Raw genomic sequence first — 18,459 nt, 5'->3', positions numbered from 1 at the left:
CCAGGCCATGAGCAAGCGCGTTGCCGATATCGTCGTCGAGACTCTGCAGCAGGCCGGCGTGCGGCGCTGTTACGGCATTGTCGGTGACACCCTCAACCATGTGACCACGGCCATCCACGGCAGTGAGATCGACTGGGTGCATGTGCGCCATGAAGAGGTGGCCGCCTTTGCTGCCGGCGCCGATTCGTTGATCAGCGGGCAGCTGACGGCCTGCGCGGGCTCCTGCGGGCCGGGCAGCCTGCACTTCATCAACGGGGTGTTCGAAAACAACCGCAACAAGGCACCGATGGTGCTGATCGCCAGCCAGGTGGTCACCAGTGAACTGGGCATGGAGTTTCCGCAGGAAGTGGACTTAAAGGCGGTCTATTCCACGTGCAGCGTGTTCTGCGAACAGGTGTACAGCGCCGAACAGGCGCGCCGCGTGGTGACCCTGGCCTGCCAGGCGGCGATCAGCCGGCGGGGCGTGGCGGTGGTGATCCTGCCGTCGGACATCAGCGAACAGGTGGTCAAGCACGATCCGCCGTTCGCGGTGCATTACACCCAGCCGGTACTTCGGCCAGGTGATGCCGAACTGCTGCGGATCGCCGAACTGCTGGGCCAAGGCAAACGGATCGGCATCTACGCCGGTGCGGGCTGCCAGGGCGCCCACGCGCCGCTGCTGGAACTGGCGCGCAGGCTGCAGGCCCCGATCGCACATACCTCGCGGGCCAAGGATTTCGTTGAACCAGACAACCCCTTCAACATGGGCATGACCGGTATTTTCGGCATCGAATCCGGCTTCCATGCAGTGATGGAGTGCGACACCCTGCTGCTGCTCGGCGCCGACTTTGCCTGGGGCCAGTACTACCCGGACAAAGCCACCATCATCCAGGTCGACCACGACGGCAGCCACCTGGGCAGGCGCCACCCGGTGACCCTCGGCGTGGTCGGTGATATCGGGCCGACGTTGGAGGCGCTGCTGCCGATGCTGCCGCCGCGCGAAGACACCGGCTTCCTGGACGAGTGCATCGGGCACCGCGAAAAGGCCCTGGCCAGGCGTGCCGACGAAGAGTCCCCCGGCGAGGGCGAGCTGATCCATCCGCAGTACCTCACCGCCCTGCTGGACCAGCACGCCGCAGACGATGCGCTGTTCACCGCCGACTGCGGTTCGCCGATGGTGTGGGTGCTGCGGCATATCCGTGTCAACGGACGCCGCCGTACGTTGACCAGCCTGCTGCACGGCACGATGGCCAACGCGATGCCGCAGGCGCTGGGCCTGCAGAAGGCCTTCCCCGGCCGCCAGGTGGTGGCGCTGTGCGGCGACGGCGGCCTGAGCATGCTGATGGGCGACCTGCTTACTGCCGTGCAGGAGAATCTGCCGATCAAGATCGTGGTGTTCAACAACGGTTCGCTGAACTTCGTGGAGTTGGAACAGAAGGTCGAAGGGCTGCTGGACTACTACACTGAGCTTAAGAATCCGGACTTTGGCAAGCTGGCCGAAGTGATCGGCTTCCATGGCCGTACGGTCACCCGCAGCCAGGACCTGGCGTTGGCCGTGCAGGACCTGCTGGCCCAGCCGGGGCCGGCCCTGCTGGACGTGCATACCGCCCCGACCGAGCTGGTGATGCCGCCGCAGGTGGAGGCGGGGCAGGTGATCGGGACCGCGCGTTACATGGCCAAGGCGGTGCTGGCCGGGCGCATCGGCGAGGTCAAGGAGCTGCTGGCGGACAACTTCCTCAAGCGCTGAATATCGAATGCAGAAGGGGTCGCAGAAGGGGTCAGCAGGAAAAGGAACCTGACCCCTGCCAACCCTCATTGGCATCCACGTGCTGCGGGGCCTACCATCGGCGGTCCCCACACCCCTTCCTGCCCCCACATGTCCGTTCCTGCTCCTGCCGCTCCGCGGCGCTGGTTCGTCGCCGGCGATCTCAATGGTTTCTTCGGCCTGGTGGTCGACAATCTCTCCATCCTCGGTTTCATCGCCATGGCGCTGGTGGGAATGTTCCAGTTCCCGGCCGAGGTGGTGTTCACCCGCATGTTCCCCGGCACCGCCTTCGGCGTGCTGGTCGGCAACCTGCTGTACACGGTGATGGCGCGCCGGTTGGCTGCGCGCACCGGTCGCGACGACGTCACCGCGATGCCGCTGGGCCTGGACGCGCCGACCAGCATCGGCATGGCGCTGCTGGTGCTCGGCCCGGCGTTCGTGGCGTTCAAGGCGCAGGGCCTGGACCCGGACGCGGCGGCGATCGCCACCTGGCAGCTCGGCATGGCTTCGCTGGTGATCATGGGTCTGCTGAAGCTGGTGCTGTCCTTCTTCGGTGAAGCGGTGACCCGCGCGCTGCCGCGGGCGGCGCTGCTGGGTTCCATCGCCGGCATCGCGCTGGTGCTGATGGGCCTGCTGCCGCTGCTGGAAACGCTGCGTTCCCCGCTGGTCGGCTTCGTCACCCTGGGCCTGCTGCTGTACGTGCTGATCGCCAAGGGCAAGCTGCCGGTGCGGGGTCCGGCGGTACTGCTGGCCTTCGTGTTCGGCACCGTGCTGTATTACGGGCTGGGATTGGCCGGGCTGGGTGCGCCGGGCTTTGAAGTGCCCGTGTGGAACGCCCCGCAGATCGTGCTGCCGTTGCCTTCGCTTGGCTTCCTTGCAGGCATGCCGACGGCGATGACCTACCTGCCGCTGCTGCTTCCGTTCGGCCTGCTGATGGTGGTCGGTGGCATCAATGTTTCCGAAAGCGCACGCGCGGCCGGCGATGACTACCGTACCCGCGACATCCTGCTGGTGGAGGCCATCGCCACGCTGGTGGCTGGCGTCTGCGGCGGCGTGGCACAGACCACGCCCTACATCGGCCAGCCGGCGTACAAGCACATGGGCGCACGCAGCGGTTACACGCTGCTGACCGGCTTGTTCATCGGCATCGGCGGCATGCTCGGCATTGTGTCCGGGCTGGTGCAGTGGCTGCCGCTGGCGGTACTCGCGCCGATCATCGTGTACGTGGGCATCGACATCACCACCCAGGCCTTCCAGGCCACGCCGAAACAGCATGCCGGCGCGATGGTGCTGGGCTTCCTACCCTCCGCGGCCTACCTGCTGGCGATCAAGGCACCGGGCTGGATAGCGCCGGACCAGATGGTCGCCATGCTGACCAAGGTGGACGGCCATGGCCTGCCGGAGCTGGCCGTGATCTTCGCGCTGGGCAATGGCTTCATCATCACCTCGATGCTGTGGATCGCCACGGTGGCGGCGATGGTGGACGGGCGCCTGCGCCGCGCCTGTGGCTTCCTGCTGGTGGCTGCCGGACTGACGGTGTTCGGGCTGATCCACTCGGTGGACCCGCGCGGGGGGATCTACCTGCCCTGGGACCTGCAGGGCCTGGCGCGGATCATCAGCTGGCAGTTCGCCGGGGCTTACGTGGCGCTTGCGGTGCTGCTGGGACTGCTGTCATTGCAGAAGCAGCCGGTTGCCATGCAGAGGTAGCGGTAGCGCCGAGCCATGCTCGGCGAGCGCAGCGGCAGGGGCGTGACGACCAACGGTGGTTACCCACCACGGCAGGGGCATGACGGCCAGCGGCCGTCACTACCGGGTCAGGCAGGGGTAGCGCCGAGCCATGCTCGCGAGCGCAGCGGCAGGGTCAGGCCGGGCCGTCCAGCTCCGGGTAATGGCGGAAGATGCCGTTGGCGTTGAACGCCAGCCGGCGATCGGATGCCAGATAGGCGGCGACGCCCGGGCGTTTTTCCACCCGTTCCTTCAACGCGGCCAGCAGCGGCAGCCTGGGCCACAGCGCCCGCATCCGCTGCGGGAACATGTAGTCCAGCCCGGCCAGCAGCTGGAACAGGGAAAGATCGACGTAGGAGTGCTCGCGCAGCGGGTGGCGGCCACCGTTGTCCTTGACCATGTCTTCGAAGTAATCAAGGAACTTCGGCAGGCGTTCGCCGCGCATCGAGGCCGCTCGTGCGATGGCTTCGCTTTTCTGGTCTTCGTAGTACTGCGAGGCCGCGATCGGGTGGTGGGTGTCGTGCACTTCGGCCACCAGATCGGCGATGGTCAGCTGCAGCTGGATGGCCTGCACCCGGCGCGAGGCCGCATGTGGCACCAGGTCCAGGGTCGGCCCGAGGAAGTCCAGGATCGCAGCCACCTGGGCCACCACCTGGCGGCCTGCCTTCAGGAAGGGCGGAGCGAACGGGCGACCGCCCTCGGAGGTGCCGGCCAGGAACGGATCCATGACGGCATCGCCGTGGACCCGCGCCATGTCGGTGTAGTCGGCACCGGCGTCTTCCAGGGCCAGGCGCACGAACTCGCCGCGTCCTTGGATGCCGGTCCAGTAATAGAGCTCGTAATGCATGTCGGTCCCGTGAGGTGAAGGCCCGGGCAGTATCCCGCGCGCAATGGCAGGGCCCGGTGAGCATGCCCTACACGCGATGTTTCCTTATCGGGGACGATGATCTCAGGGACCCTTGAAACGCGCGGCGGCAGCCGCATCTGATGGGTAGTGCCGGCGTGGCCGGCTTCTCTGATCGAGGATTCGACATGCGGATGGACAAGCTCACCTCGCGTTTCCAGCAGGCGCTGGCCGACGCGCAGTCGCTGGCCGTGGGCCGCGACAATTCCATCGTCGAACCGGTGCACGTGTTCAGTGCACTGTTCGACCAGCCCGGCGGCAGTACCCGGCCGCTGCTTTCGCAGGCAGGTGTCAACGTGACGGTGCTGCGCGAGCGGCTGGACGAGGCGTTGGCGGCGTTGCCGAAGGTGTCCGGGCAGGCCGGCAACCTGTCCATCGGCAATGACCTGAACCGCCTGCTCAACCACACCGACAAGCTGGCCCAGCAGCAGGGCGATGCCTTCATCGCCAGCGAGTGGTTCGTGCTTGCGGCGCTGGAAGAGGGCGGCAGCCTGGGCATGGCGCTGCGTGCGGCCGGTGCGGACAAGGCACGGCTGCAGGTCGCCATCGACAAGCTGCGCGGCGGCGAGAAAGTGCAGTCCGAGAGTGCCGAAGAACAGCGCCAGGCGCTGGAGAAGTACACCATCGACCTGACCGCGCGCGCCGAGAGCGGCAAGCTGGATCCGGTGATCGGCCGCGATGAAGAGATCCGCCGGACCATCCAGGTGCTGCAGCGACGCACCAAGAACAACCCGGTGCTGATCGGCGAGCCCGGCGTGGGCAAGACCGCGATCGTCGAAGGCCTGGCCCAGCGCATCATCAACGACGAAGTTCCCGAAGGCCTGCGTGGCAAGCGTGTGCTGTCGTTGGACATGGGCGCGCTGATCGCCGGCGCGAAGTTCCGCGGCGAGTTCGAAGAACGGCTGAAGGGTGTGCTCAACGACCTGGCCAAGAACGAAGGACAGGTCATCCTGTTCATCGACGAGCTGCACACCATGGTCGGTGCCGGCAAGGCCGACGGCGCGATGGATGCAGGCAACATGCTCAAGCCGGCGCTTGCACGTGGCGAGCTGCATTGTGTGGGTGCCACTACGCTGGATGAGTACCGCAAGTACATCGAAAAGGACGCCGCGCTGGAGCGTCGTTTCCAGAAGGTGCTGGTCGGCGAGCCCACGGTGGAGGACACCATCGCCATCCTGCGCGGGCTGAAGGAAAAGTATGCCGTGCACCATGGCGTGGAGATCACCGATCCGGCGATCGTGGCGGCCGCCACCCTGTCTCATCGCTACATCAGCGACCGCCAGTTGCCGGACAAGGCCATCGACCTGATGGACGAAGCCGCCTCGCGCATCCGCATGGAGATCGATTCCAAGCCGGAAGAACTGGACAGGCTGGAGCGCCGTCTGATCCAGCTGAAGATCCAGCGCGAAATGCTGAAGAAAGAGAAGGATGAGGCATCGCGACAGCGTCTGGCGGACCTGGAAAACGATATCGATGCGCTGGAACGGGAGTTCTCCGATCTCAACGAAATCTGGAAATCCGAGAAAGCCGCATTGCAGGGCGCAACGAAGATCAAGGAACAGATCGAGCAGGCGAAGCTGGACCTGGAATCGGCACAGCGCCGACAGGATTTCGGCCGCATGAGCGAGATCCAGTATGGCCAGTTGCCGCAGCTGGAGAAACAGCTGGCGGTCGCGCAGGAGGCGGAGAACACCGAGTTCAAGCTGGTCCAGGACCGGGTAACCGCCGAGGAGATCGCCGAAGTGGTCTCGCGCTGGACCGGTATTCCGGTGAACCGGATGCTGGAAGGCGAACGCGAGAAGCTGCTGCGCATGGAAGACGAGCTGCACCGGCGCGTGGTGGGCCAGGAAGAAGCGATCAAGGTGGTGTCCGATGCGGTGCGTCGCTCGCGTGCCGGGCTGTCCGATCCGGATCGCCCCAGTGGCTCGTTCCTGTTCCTGGGACCGACCGGCGTGGGCAAGACCGAGCTGTGCAAGGCGCTGGCCGAATTCCTGTTCGACAGCACCGACGCGATGATCCGCATCGACATGAGCGAGTTCATGGAGAAGCACAGCGTGGCGCGGCTGGTCGGTGCGCCCCCGGGGTATGTCGGCTATGAAGAAGGCGGCTACCTGACCGAAGCGGTGCGTCGTCGCCCGTATTCGATCATCCTGCTCGACGAGGTGGAGAAGGCGCACCCGGATGTGTTCAACATCCTGCTGCAGGTGCTCGATGATGGCCGCCTGACCGATGGCCAGGGACGTACGGTCGACTTCCGCAACACGGTGATCGTGATGACCTCCAACCTGGGCTCGCACCAGATCCAGGACATGAGCGGGGACGATTCGCCGGAGGCCTACACGCAGATGAAGGCCGCGGTGATGGGCGTGGTGCAGGCGCACTTCCGTCCGGAGTTCATCAACCGCCTGGACGACATCGTGGTGTTCCACCCGCTGGACAAGCAGCAGATCAAACAGATCGCGAGGATCCAGATGCGTGGCCTGGAATCGCGGCTGGCCGAACGCGGTCTCAAGCTGCAGGTAAGCGATGCGGCGTTTGAACAGTTGGGCACTGTGGGCTTCGACCCGATCTACGGCGCGCGTCCGCTCAAGCGGGCGATCCAGGCGCAGCTGGAGAATCCGCTGGCGCAGAAGATCCTGTCCGGTGAGTTCAGCAGCGGCGACACCATCGGCGTGGATGCGGGCAGCGGCCAGCTGGTCTTCAGCAGGCAGTGAACATGGCAGGGGCGCCGGGCAGGTCCCGGCGCCATCACCTACAGAAACCGTACCTGTTCACTCGCAGGGCGCGCCATCGGCGCTCCCTCGGTGCAGTTGAACACGCGGGCGAAATCGCGAAGATTGGACGGTGCCATATCCGCACGCACCTGCCCGGGGGCATGGCTGTCGGTCGCGCGCTGTGCTTCGGCGCGCTCCTTCGTGGTGATCGTGCGGCACATCAGCGCGTAACTGACGAGCAGGCGCTGCTGGCGCGTCAGGCCGTCGATCATCGGATCAGGAGAACCCGCCGTGGCATGCAGCATCGCATCCATCGCAAGGCTCAACCCGCCCAGATCCGCCAGGTTCTCGTCGAGGGTCAACTCGCCGTCGAGCGCCCGTCCGTCACGCACATAGGCTGCGTACTGCGCCTTCATCCTGGCTGCGAGCGCGCCGAGTTGCTGCCGGCTCTGCGGCGAAAGCCAATCGTTCTCCTGGCCTTCGGCATCGAAATGGGTGCCGACGGAATCGAATGCGTGGCCCATTTCGTGCCCGATGATGGCCCCGATCGCCCCATAGTTGAGCGGGGCATCGGCGGCGGGATCCAGCAGGGGCGGCTGCAGCAACGCGGCGGGAATCACGATCCGGTTGAGCGAGACGTCCTGGTAGGCGTCGACGGTCTGTGGGGTCAGCTTCCAGTGGGTGGCATCCACTGGCTTGCCGAGCTGGGCCACATTGCGGCGCTGCGCATGCGCTCGGACCGCCTGGACATTGGCCAGGAAGCTTGAACGGCTGGTGCCGACGTGGTCCCAGATGGGCCATTTCCGCGGATGGCCGAGGTCGATCTGCAGCGTGGCGGCCTTGCCCAATGCCCTTGCGCGGCTGCTGTCGTCCATCCACTCACACTGCTGCAACCGGCGCCTGAGTGCGGCGGTCATCTGCGCGGTTATGTCTTCGGCAGCGCGGCGCGTGCTTGCCGGGAAGGCGACCTCGGCGTAGGCAGGACCGAGCGCATCGCCGGCGTGCTGCTGGATGATGCCCATGACGCGGGCAAAACGCGGCACCCGCGATCGGCGGCCCTTCAGGACACCCCCATGGTAGGCGTCGTGCTGGTCGACAAAGGCACTGGCCAGGCAGGGAGCGGCGTTGTCGGTGGCGTGGAAGCGCAGGTAGGCCTTCCAGGTGTCCAGCGGCACGCCACCCAGCAATGCGTCCATACCTCGAAAGAAGCCCGGCATGCCCAGCGAAAACGTGGCGGGTGGTTCGACGCCCTGTGCCCGGAAAAACTGCTGCCAGTCGATGGTCGGCGTCTGCGTGTGGGCCTCTGCGGGGCTTACTGGGTTGTGGTATGCACCGGGATCGGTCGCGTACGCGGCAAAGGGGAGGGACGCGGCGGCCAGTGCACGTTCAAGCGAGACGATGTCGTGGGATGAACGTGCTGCTGCATCGGGCGGCATGCCGGACAGCACGAGGGTGGCGGAGACATGGGCACGGTAGGCCTCCAGGACTTCGTGTTTATCCGGGTTGCCGTACCAGGTGCTGTCAGGCAGGCCAAGGCCCGACTGCGCCAGGTAGGCGGTGTTCATCGAGGGATCGAGCTGGTCGGGCAATACGCTGAACTCAAACAGGGGGTTGGAACCGCGGGCGCTGGAATGGAACAGATGGGCGACCAGGCCCTGCAGGTCGTCGATGGCGTCGATCTCGTCCAGCAGCGGCTGCAGCGGGCCCCGGCCGGCGACCTCGATGCCGGCCTCGTCCATGCCCGTCGCCCACAGATCTCCTATCACTTTCGCCGGCGCAACCGGATCGGCTTGCGCCGCCATCTGCTCGGCCAGTTGCTGGCACTGCAGCAACGCAATACTGCGTAGATGGTCCAGTGTCCCGAACTGGGTGCGGCTGGGTTGCAGCGAGCTGGACGCTTCCCATCGCCCGTTGACGTGCGCACCGAGCGAATCGCACGGCGAAACGGCCCTGTCCAGTTCACTGGCCTTGAAGCGGATGGGCGGAAGCAGGCGGTCTGGATCCAACGTGTAGTGCGCGGTTACCGCCGGGTCGGTGGGCAGCGGTCCGGGACCTGCAGCGGGCACGGCAGGACGATGCAGCAGGTAACCCGCCGCCGCAGCACCCGCCCAGAACGCGGTGACGCCGGCAGCTGTCCACAACGCGGTGCCGCAGTGGCGGGGGCTGCGCAGGCAACCGGCCAACGCCGCGTCCGAAACGGCATTGACGATGGCCGACGGAGGCGGGGCGAGCAGCGGCGCCTGCGCCGCAGCGGGGACGGGCGCGGCCATGAGGGTCCCCATTTTCAGCGGAACCTGCAGCGCGTGGGCGCCGGGCGGCCACCCGCCAGCGGCCGGTGCGGGGGGCGGCGTCGCGGGCAACCGGCGTGGCACCGTTGGGAGCCCTGCATGTGCGGGCAGGGCGGTGCTCATCGCGAGGGCGAACGTGAACAGGTTGCTGATCCCGTCTACATTCAGCCGGGCAGCCGGGCGGCCAAAGCGGCGCTGGCACGCCGCCAGATGCGATGGCGCTGCCACGCCGCCGTACCTGGCATGGTGGGCCTCGTTCTTCTGACGGGCCTGGATGGAGTCGATGGGCATGGCGTCGCTCAGTGGGTCGGCGGGAGGGGGGCGGCGCGGCTGCCCTGCGCGTCCCATTGCAGGTTGCGGATTCCATCCTCCAGTGCCTCTGCCAGGGCCGCCCCCATCGCCGGATTGACCCGGTGCAGGCGATCACGTTGGCTGTGGATCATGACGGGCAGCGCGTTCGGGTGTGCATCGCGCAGCTGCCGGTACGCATGGTACGCATCGCTTGCAGCCCGGTAGGTTTCCTTCAGCGCCCGGGCCTTGTCGGGCGACAGCTCGACCGTGCCATTGCGTTGCGCCTGCCAGAGTGTCCAGTCCACCTGCGCATCACGCAGGTTCCATGCCTTGCGCGCGTCTTCCACTTGTTTCCATAGCCGGGCATCGTCTGCGCTCATCTGGCTGATGCCTACGCAGGGAATGGAGGCGTTCTGGAACGGGATGTTGTCCGAGGTGAGCCATGGCGTGTCCTGCGCTGGGGCCGGTGTGAAGCCATGCGCGGCGAGGCGCCGCTCCAGCTGCTGGCGTGCGTGTTGCTCGATGGGCGTGACCGGCGGTGCCTGCAGGTACAGCGTAGGCTGGCCCAGGTGCAGCGAGCCGGCCAATGCGTCGGTGCCTGACATTGCGTAGCCGTGGCCACCGCGCCCGGTCATGTCGATGTTGATCACGAACGCAGGACAATCCTGTCGATCCAGGCATTGGTTGACGTATGCACGCGCGCCGATGAAGCCCAGCTCCTCGTAGGAAGTCACCAGCAGCTCTATCTGGGTGCCATCCGGGGCCGGGTTGTCCCGGAACCGGGTGCCCATGAGCAGGAGCGTGGCCAGCCCGGAACCATTGTCCAGGGCGCCTTCGGACCCTAAGGAACGACCGATCATGTCGCCATGGGCGACCAGCAGCACGCGGTGCACGGGCGGCTGTCCGCCGACGGGGGGAAGGGTGACATGCAGATTGATGCCGGTAGTGCCTTCGGCGATGCCCAGATGGGCCAGCCCGGACAGGGTGTAGGGAAGGCGGGCTACCGGGCCGACGTCGCGCTCGAGCAGTTCAACCATGGTCTCCTGCCGGCGCAGGTTGGCATCGATCCAGCGTTGTTGGATCTCGGCCGGACTGCCCTCGCGCCCGCCGCCGCCGCTCACCGTGCTGGCGACGATGCGCTCGAGGTAATACTGGAAGGCGGCCTGTTCCGGCGAGTACAGATTGCTCAGTGCATCCACCAGCGCCAGCAGATCGCCGCTGGCATCGAACGCTGCCGCATCGGCCATGGGGGGCCAGGTCCCCTGCGCGGGCCTGGGGCTCACGGGGGCAGCCGGTACCAGGATGCGAACCAGCCGCGCCACGTCGCTGGCGGGCAAGCGCTCCAACAGCGGGTTGATGCCCTCGGCGCGACACGTCCGGTTGCCGTCGCAGTCGCGGTAGATCCGCAGCAGCGCGGCCTCCAGTGGCTCTTCCTCGCCTTTGGCATCCACTACGCTGATCTGTTGCGCGGCTTCCCGCAGCGCCTGGCGCTCCTGGCTCGCAGCGTCCGGGAACGCCGGCCTGCCCGGGTCGACCGGTACCGGGCCACCCAGGGCATCGCGTGCCGCGCAGTACATGGTTGCCGCGATCGCGGTCGCGGCGCCGACGCCCAATGCGGTTCCGCACAGGCGGGGAGAAGCGATGCAGGCGGCGGCCGCACTGTTGGCGATGCCGGTCAGCGCGGTGCAGGGCGCTGTGCGGTGTCCAGTCGTCAGTGGGCGATACTCCGAGTGGGCGCCGGCGGCCGGCAGCAGCGCCACTGCAGGACCCCCACCAGGTACGCCGGTACCGCTGGATCCAGCCACCGGCAGACCGCCCGGGCGCGGCGCGCGCGGCGCGGCCAGGGTGGTTGCAAGCAAGGTGCCGACGAACAGGTTGGCTGGCCCGTCGAGAAGCCGCAGGGGCGCCACACGTGCTCCCCATGCGGCGCGTTGGCGCGTGGCACGCGAGGGCGGCGCCCCGCCAGCGTTCAGGAACTTGCCGCTGACTATTCTTGCACGGCTGACATCGTCAATTGGCATTGCGCGCGCTCCTCAGGAATCAGCCTGCAGCGTGGCGGCGGAGCGAGCGACTCAGGAAGGGGCGAAAGCGACCCACTGCTGCAGATGCGGCTTTTCTGACAGGGCTCCTGTCCAGCGGGCAGCAGGCTTCGCGCCTCGCGGCCTGCAAGCGGAGTGCTGATGATTTCCGGCTTGGTCCTCATCGCCGCGCGCCATCACCATCGGCGGTGCGCTGCGCTACGCTGGAGCTGCCTCTCCAAGGGCGTGGCAAGGCGATCCCCGGCCGATGCGGGTCGGCCGGGGACATTTTGCAGCGGGGCAGCTGGGCCGTGCTGGTCCGGCGTTCACACCACCGGAATGCTGTGCTGCTGGCCCATCGTGCGATACGGCGGGGTGGACATGATCATCTCGGCCAGCGAGTACGCCAGCTCGCGTTCGGCCATCACCGTGCCATCGGCCCCATGTTCCAGCAGGTGACGCACTTCGGCGTCGCTGTGCGCACGCGCCAGCAGGGTCAGACCCGGATTGATCGCGCGCAATTTCGCCAGTGCCTCGCCGGCTTCCAGCGGCTGCGGAATGGCCAACACCGCGATCTTGGCGCGTTCCGGGTGTGCTTCGGCGAGCACCCGATCAGCGGCGGCACTGCCGCGGATGGCCGCGATGCCGGCGGCGTGCGCGCTTTCCACGTGTTCCTTGTTGTCATCGATGACCAGCACCGGCACACCTTTGTCGCGCAGAACCTGGGCCAGTTCGCTGCCGACCCGGCCGTAGCCGATGACGATGGCATGGTCATGCAGGTCGCGCGAAGGGCCGTCGGCTTCTTCCGGCTCCGGCACGGCCGGTTGCAGGGCCAGTTGGCGGGCCTGCCAGCGATCCAGCAGGCCGAACACCAGCGGGTTCAGCATGATCGACACCAGCGCGCCGGCCAGCACCAGCGACTGCCCGGTGGGCGGAAGGATCTGCAGCGCCACGCCGAGGCCGGCGATGATGAAGGCGAACTCGCCGATCTGCGCCAGGCTGGCCGAGATGGTCAGCGCGGTGCTGGTCGGGTGGCCGAACGCGCGCACGATGAAGAACGCCGCGGCGGATTTGCCGAACATGATGATCAACACCGTCGCCAGCACCTGCCACGGGTGCTCGACGATGATCATCGGGTTGAACAACATGCCGACCGAGACGAAGAACAGCACGGCGAACGCATCGCGCAGCGGCAGTGAATCGGTGGCCGCCTTGTGGCTGAGTTCGGATTCGTTGAGCAGCATGCCGGCGAAGAACGCGCCCAGCGCGAAGGACACGCCGAACAGCATCGCCGAGCCGAACGCCACGCCCAGCGCGATCGCCAGCACGGCCAGGGTGAACAGTTCGCGCGAGCCGGTGCCGGCGATGCGCTCCAGGATCCATGGAATGACCCGGCGACCGACCACCAGCATCACCGCCACGAAAAGGCCGAGCTGCACGAAGGTCCAGCCGATGTCGGCCAGCACGCTGCCAATGCTGTGGTTCTGTTTGGCGGCATCGGGACCGAACACGCCGGCCAGCACCGGCATCATCACCAGGGCCAGCACGCAGGCCAGGTCCTCGACGATCAGCCAGCCCACCGCGATCTTGCCGCGCAGGCTTTCCAGCAGGCGGCGTTCTTCCATCGCCCGCAGCAGCACCACGGTACTGGCAGTGGCCAGCGAGAACCCGAACACGATGCCATGGATGGCCGGCCAGCCCATCAGGCTGGCCACGCCCCAGCCGAGCAGGGTGGCGACCAGGATCTGGCCGATCGCCCCGGGGATGGCGATGGCCTTCACCGCCATCAGGTCCTTCAGCGAAAAATGCAGGCCAACGCCGAACATCAGCAGCATCACGCCCAGCTCGGCCAGCTGGTTGGCCAGCGCCTGGTCGGCGACGAAGCCGGGAGTGAATGGCCCCACGCAGATCCCAGCAACCAGATACCCCACCAACGGAGACAAACGCAGCTTGTTGGCCAGCGCGCCGAAGATGAAGGCGAGCCCGAGGCCAACGGCAACGATGTTGATCAGGTCGGTGTCATGGTGCATCAGGTCTCGCAGGTAAATCGGGGGATGTCCCGATTTTCACCGATGGGCCCGGATACAGCAAACGCCGGGCATTGCCCGGCGTCTGTTGCAGTTCCATGCGACGGCGCCGAGCCGGGCCCGGGCGCCGTTACCAGGTGTAGCGGATACGCCCGTACACGTACGCACCGTTGAAGCCGAACGGCGAGTAGTTGCTGTACGGCAGCATGCCCCAGGTGGAGTTCTGCAGGTCGGTGGTGAGGTCCGGGTACTCGTCCAGCAGGTTGTCCGCACCCAGGGTGAGGGTCCAGTTCTCGCTGGGCTTGTAGCTGGCCGAAGCATCCAGCACCCACTTCGCATCGTAGGTCTGGTCGCGGGTGGCGGTGGCCGAGTTGCGCACGGTGAAGCTGCCGTAGCGGGTGGCGGCCAGGCCGAGTTCCCAATGATCCGAACGCCACGTGCCACTGACGATGGCCTTGTCGCGCGGGAAGCTGTCTTCGATGCGGCCGATCTCATCGCGACCGATCAGCGCCTGGGTGATGCCGAGGGCCTGGAAGGCCGCCGGCGAGGCGTCGAACTTCTGCACTTCGGTGTCGTTGTAGCTGTAGGCGGCAGTCAGTTCCAGGCTGCTGGCGCTGAACGGCACCGTGTAGCTGGCCACGGCATCGACGCCGCGGGTGCGGGTGTCCAAGCCGTTGGTGAAGTAGGAGAACGCGGTGACCTGCGGCAGGCCCAGGCCGGTCAGCAGGTCGGCCACGGCGGTGTTGCCGGTGGTGGTGATGTTGGACGACAGCGCGATGCGGTCGTCGATTTCGATCTGGTACGCATCCACGGTCAGGTACAGGCGGTCGAGCGGCTGCAGCACCAGGCCGACGCTGTAGGAGGTGGAGGTTTCCGCCTTCAGCGGTGCCGAACCAAGGGCCTGCGCAGCCGCGCTGGCGGCCGGGAAGGTGCCGCGCTCGACGAAGCTGCCATTGACGATGGTGCTGGTGACCGCCTGGTAGCTCTGCTGGGCCAGCGAAGGCGCACGGAAGCCGCTGGAGGCGGTGGCGCGCAGGGCGACCTTGTCGGTGAAGGCGTAGCGCGCCGAGAGCTTGCCGGAGAACTTGTCGCCGAAGTCCGAGTAATCCTCGTAGCGACCGGTGACACCGGCGGAGAACTTGTCGGTCAGGTCCGCTTCCAGCCCGGCGTACACCGCGTAGTTGTTGCGGTCCTCGTCGACGGCATTGATCGGGGTGAAGCCGGCGAAGCCCTGCGCACCGCTGCCGGTGTAGGAGTCCGATTCACCCGGACGCTGCTCCCAGGTCTCGCGGCGGTATTCGCCACCGAAGGACAGGGTGACCGGATAGGCCAGGCCCCAGTCCAGCGACTTGGTGAAGTCGGCGTTGAAGATGTCCTGGGTGTACTTCAGCGTGCCGTCGTAGAAGTCGCTCGGGCTGGTGGCGCCGAGGCTGTAATTGATGCTGTTGCGGGTGTGGAAGTCGAGCGTGTTCTCGCCGTGGTTGGCGCTCAGGTCCCAGGTCCAGCCACTTTCGGTGCTGCCCTTGATGCCGGCTACGACCGAACGGTCCTTGGAGTACTGGTTGATCTGCGGCACGTAGCCGTCCGGGTAGACCTGGGCCAGCAATGCGGTCTGGCCGCTGTGGTTGGGCGAACGGTAGAACGCGAACGAGGTGATGTCACGGTTGCTGAGCAGTGCGTTGGCGTAACCGGTGACGTTGTCGCTGAAGGCGAAACTGGCGTTGGCAGAGACCGCCGATGCATCCACCTGTGGATCACCGACCACGAAGGTCTTTTCGCCGATGTCGGGGAAGTTGCCGGTGTTCGGGGTCGTGCCCAGGTAGGGGCCGGCGCGGTTGCTTTCGTCCTGCTGGCTGTACTGGCCGGCCAGGTGGACTTGGCCGCGGCCATCGCCGAAGGTGAAACCGGCGTCGCCGGAGAGCTGGTTCTTGTTGCCGTCACCGGCCGCGTACTGGCCGTGGTCGATGGCAAGGCTGCCGCCGCTGCCGCTGCCCTTGAGCACGATGTTGATGACACCGGCGATGGCGTCCGAACCGTACTGGGCCGACGCACCGTCGCGCAGCACTTCCACGCGTTCGATGGCGCCGATCGGGATCGCGTTGATGTCCACTGCCGAGGAGCCACGGCCGATGCTGCCGTTGACGTTGATCATCGCCGAGGTATGGCGGCGCTTGCCATCCACCAGCACCAGCACCTGGTCCGGGGACAGCCCGCGCAGCTGCGCCGGGCGGATGCCGCTGGTGCCATCGGTCAGCGCCGGGCGCGGGAAGTTCAGCGAGGGCAGGGCGCGCGACAGCGCGGTGGCCAGTTCGGAGGTGCCGGTGGACCGCAGCGCCTCGGGGGTGATGATGTCGATCGGCGACTGCGATTCGGCGACCGTACGGTCGGCCACGCGGGTGCCGGTGACGATCACCGTGTCGAGCGTGTTGGCGGTCTGTGCCGCGGCGGAGAAGGCGGACGCGCTGAGCACCAGGGCGACGGCGGCGGTGAGTTGGCTGGTCTTGCGGGTCATCGGGACGTAGCTCCGGTTGGGGAAGGCACCGGGGCGACATCTCGGGGAACGGGACGGCGTTGTTGCGGTGCGCAATACAGCAATTAACGACAATTTAATTCCCTGTCAAATGACGGTAATGTCAAAAACCATTGCAGAAGCAACCATTTAGCCGCAATGACAGGGTCTTGGGGGAAGGAGCCCGGGAGGCGCTGGCCGACCTCCGTGGGAGAGAGAGGATGGACCCGGGCGCGCCCCGGGATACGTCAAGTATTCGTTAACGTTAGAATTGCGTCGCAGGAAAGGTGCTCACCAGCACATTCCATTCCGTTATATGGACCCCCCCGATGATCTCCCTCCGTAATTTCGCCTTGCGCCGCGGCGAGCGGCTGCTGTTGTCCAACGTCGACCTGACCCTGCATGCCGGTTACCGGGTGGGCGTGGTCGGCCGCAACGGTGCCGGCAAGTCCAGTCTGTTCGCCGCCGTGCAGGGTGAGCTGGAAGCCGACAAGGGCGATGTCGACCTGCCCGGCAAGGTGCGTATTGCCAGCGTGGCCCAGGAAACGCCTTCACTGCCGGATCCGGCGTTGAGCTTCGTGCTGGGCGGCGACGTGGTGGTGGCCGCAGTGCTGGCCGAAGAAGCCGCCGCGACCGCCCGCGAGGACTGGGAAGCAGTGGCCGAAGCGCATACGAAGATGGCCGAAGTCGGTGCCTACGATGCCGAAGCGCGTGCCGGCAAGCTGCTGCACGGCCTGGGTTTCCCGGCTGATACGCATCACCGCGCGGTATCCTCGTTCTCCGGCGGCTGGCGCGTGCGCCTGAACCTGGCACGCGCGCTGATGATGCCCAGCGACCTGCTGCTGCTCGATGAGCCGACCAACCATCTGGACCTGGATGCGGTGTACTGGCTGGAACAGTGGCTTCTGAAATACCCCGGCACGCTGCTGCTGATCTCGCATGACCGCGAGTTCCTGGACAACGTGGCCACCCACACGCTGCACCTGCATAACGGCGGCGCCAAGCTGTACACCGGCGGCTACACCGATTTCGAACGCCAGCGTTCGGAGCAGCTGCGCCAGCAGCAGATCGCGCACGAGAAAGAACAGAACGAGCGCGCCCACCTGCAGAGCTTCATCGACCGCTTCAAGGCGACCGCGTCCAAGGCCGCGCAGGCGCAGAGCCGCATGAAGCGCCTGGCGAAGATGGCCGGCACCGAAGCGGTGCGGGCCGAGCGCGAGTTCCGCATCGAGTTCGCGCCGCCAGCCAAGCTGCCGTTCTCGCTGATCCGCCTGAACCATGTGGAGGCCGGTTACGGCGCCGATTCGGTGATCCTGCACAATGTCGGCTTCGGCCTGGAAGCGGGCCAGCGCATCGGCCTGCTGGGCCCGAACGGCGCCGGCAAGACGACCCTGGTGAAGACCCTGGTCGGCGAACTGGATCCGATCAGCGGTGATCGTGCCGCGCATCCGGACCTGAAGATCGGTTACTTCGCCCAGCATACGGTGGAGTCATTGCACGAGGGCCAGTCGCCGATGGAGCACTTCCGCGACATCGCCCCGGACGCGCCGAACCAGTCGTTCCGCGATTTCCTCGGCAAGTGGAATTTCGCCGGTGACCGCGCGTTCGAGTCGGTGGATGGCTTCTCCGGTGGCGAACGTGCACGGCTGGCGCTGGCGTTGATCGCCTACCAGCAGCCGAACGTGCTGCTGCTCGATGAGCCGACCAACCATCTTGATCTGGAAATGCGCGAGGCGCTGGCCGAAGCACTGAGTGATTTCGAGGGCGCCATCGTGATGGTGTCGCATGACCGCCACCTGATCGGGCTGGTCTGCGATACGTTCTGGCGCGTGGCCGATGGCGTGGTGGAACCGTTCGATGGCGACCTGGACGAATACGCGGCATGGCTGCGTACGCGCCCGCAGGCACAGGGCACCAAGGCCAAGTTGGCCGAGACCGTTGCACCGGTGGCTGTGAAGACCGAGCCGGTGGTGCAGGTGGTGCAGAAGAAGGCGCCCAACCCGCACAAGCTGGCGGCCGCGGAGGGCAAGGTGGCCGAGCTGGAAGCCAGCCTCGCCGAGCTGGACCGGCAGCTGGCCGATCCGTCCAACTACGCCGATGCCACGCGCATGGCAGTGCTGGGACGCGACCGCGAAGCCACCGCAGCGCTGCTGGAGAAGGCCGAAGCGGCCTGGCTGGCGCTGCTGGAAGGTTGATCGTCGATGCGCGTGCGGACCAAGGTCCGCACCTACAGATGCGC

The 18,459-nt window shown here is 66.6% G+C and carries 9 protein-coding genes; 4 read left to right on the top strand and 5 right to left on the bottom strand.

Features of this window, described 5'->3' with window-relative positions:
- Window positions 1-7: 7 nt before the first annotated feature.
- Both IFT63_RS10635 and IFT63_RS10630 read left to right on the top strand, forming a co-directional pair.
- Entirely contained in the window at window positions 8-1,726 is a 1,719-nt protein-coding gene (locus tag IFT63_RS10635; RefSeq protein WP_192084046.1) for a thiamine pyrophosphate-dependent enzyme, read from the top strand.
- A gap of 129 nt (window positions 1,727-1,855) precedes the next feature.
- Window positions 1,856-3,451: a membrane protein gene (locus tag IFT63_RS10630; RefSeq protein ID WP_042613447.1), complete on the top strand. Its 1,596-nt coding sequence runs from the start codon at window positions 1,856-1,858 to the stop codon at window positions 3,449-3,451.
- Between the two features lie 154 nt (window positions 3,452-3,605).
- Here the strand turns inward: IFT63_RS10630 and IFT63_RS10625 are convergent, their stop codons facing one another.
- Window positions 3,606-4,316: a glutathione S-transferase gene (locus IFT63_RS10625; RefSeq protein ID WP_042613448.1), complete on the bottom strand. Its 711-nt coding sequence runs from the start codon at window positions 4,314-4,316 to the stop codon at window positions 3,606-3,608.
- Between the two features lie 185 nt (window positions 4,317-4,501).
- On the opposite strand from IFT63_RS10625, the gene clpB reads away from it, so the two are divergent.
- Window positions 4,502-7,087 carry an ATP-dependent chaperone ClpB gene (gene clpB / locus IFT63_RS10620; protein WP_192084045.1) on the top strand — a complete coding sequence of 862 codons (2,586 nt, stop codon included), beginning with the start codon at window positions 4,502-4,504 and terminating at the stop codon, window positions 7,085-7,087.
- Between the two features lie 38 nt (window positions 7,088-7,125).
- Here the strand turns inward: clpB and IFT63_RS10615 are convergent, their stop codons facing one another.
- The 4 genes from IFT63_RS10615 to IFT63_RS10600 all read right to left on the bottom strand — a co-directional run bounded on the left by IFT63_RS10615 (window position 7,126) and on the right by IFT63_RS10600 (window position 16,223).
- Window positions 7,126-9,357 (bottom strand): M13 family metallopeptidase, encoded by a 2,232-nt coding sequence (locus IFT63_RS10615; RefSeq protein ID WP_192084044.1) that lies wholly within the window; start codon window positions 9,355-9,357, stop codon window positions 7,126-7,128.
- Window positions 9,358-9,674: 317 nt separating this feature from the next.
- Entirely contained in the window at window positions 9,675-11,687 is a 2,013-nt protein-coding gene (locus IFT63_RS10610; RefSeq protein WP_192084043.1) for a M28 family peptidase, read from the bottom strand.
- Between the two features lie 323 nt (window positions 11,688-12,010).
- On the bottom strand, window positions 12,011-13,714 hold the full coding sequence (gene ybaL, locus IFT63_RS10605; protein ID WP_192084042.1) for a YbaL family putative K(+) efflux transporter: 1,704 nt from the start codon (window positions 13,712-13,714) through the stop codon (window positions 12,011-12,013).
- 127 nt (window positions 13,715-13,841) lie between these two features.
- The gene (locus tag IFT63_RS10600; RefSeq protein WP_192084041.1) at window positions 13,842-16,223 is read right to left on the bottom strand and encodes a TonB-dependent receptor; all 2,382 of its coding nucleotides are present in this window, start codon (window positions 16,221-16,223) and stop codon (window positions 13,842-13,844) included.
- Window positions 16,224-16,549: 326 nt separating this feature from the next.
- Here IFT63_RS10600 and IFT63_RS10595 point away from each other — a divergent pair, with 326 nt between their 5' ends.
- Window positions 16,550-18,415 carry an ABC-F family ATP-binding cassette domain-containing protein gene (locus IFT63_RS10595; protein ID WP_192084040.1) on the top strand — a complete coding sequence of 622 codons (1,866 nt, stop codon included), beginning with the start codon at window positions 16,550-16,552 and terminating at the stop codon, window positions 18,413-18,415.
- Window positions 18,416-18,459: the final 44 nt, after the last annotated feature.

The sequence above is a fragment of the Stenotrophomonas sp. CFBP 13724 genome (genome assembly GCF_014841975.1).
In the GTDB taxonomy this organism is placed as follows: domain Bacteria; phylum Pseudomonadota; class Gammaproteobacteria; order Xanthomonadales; family Xanthomonadaceae; genus Stenotrophomonas; species Stenotrophomonas lacuserhaii.
This window is presented reverse-complemented; position numbering and strand designations above follow the sequence as displayed.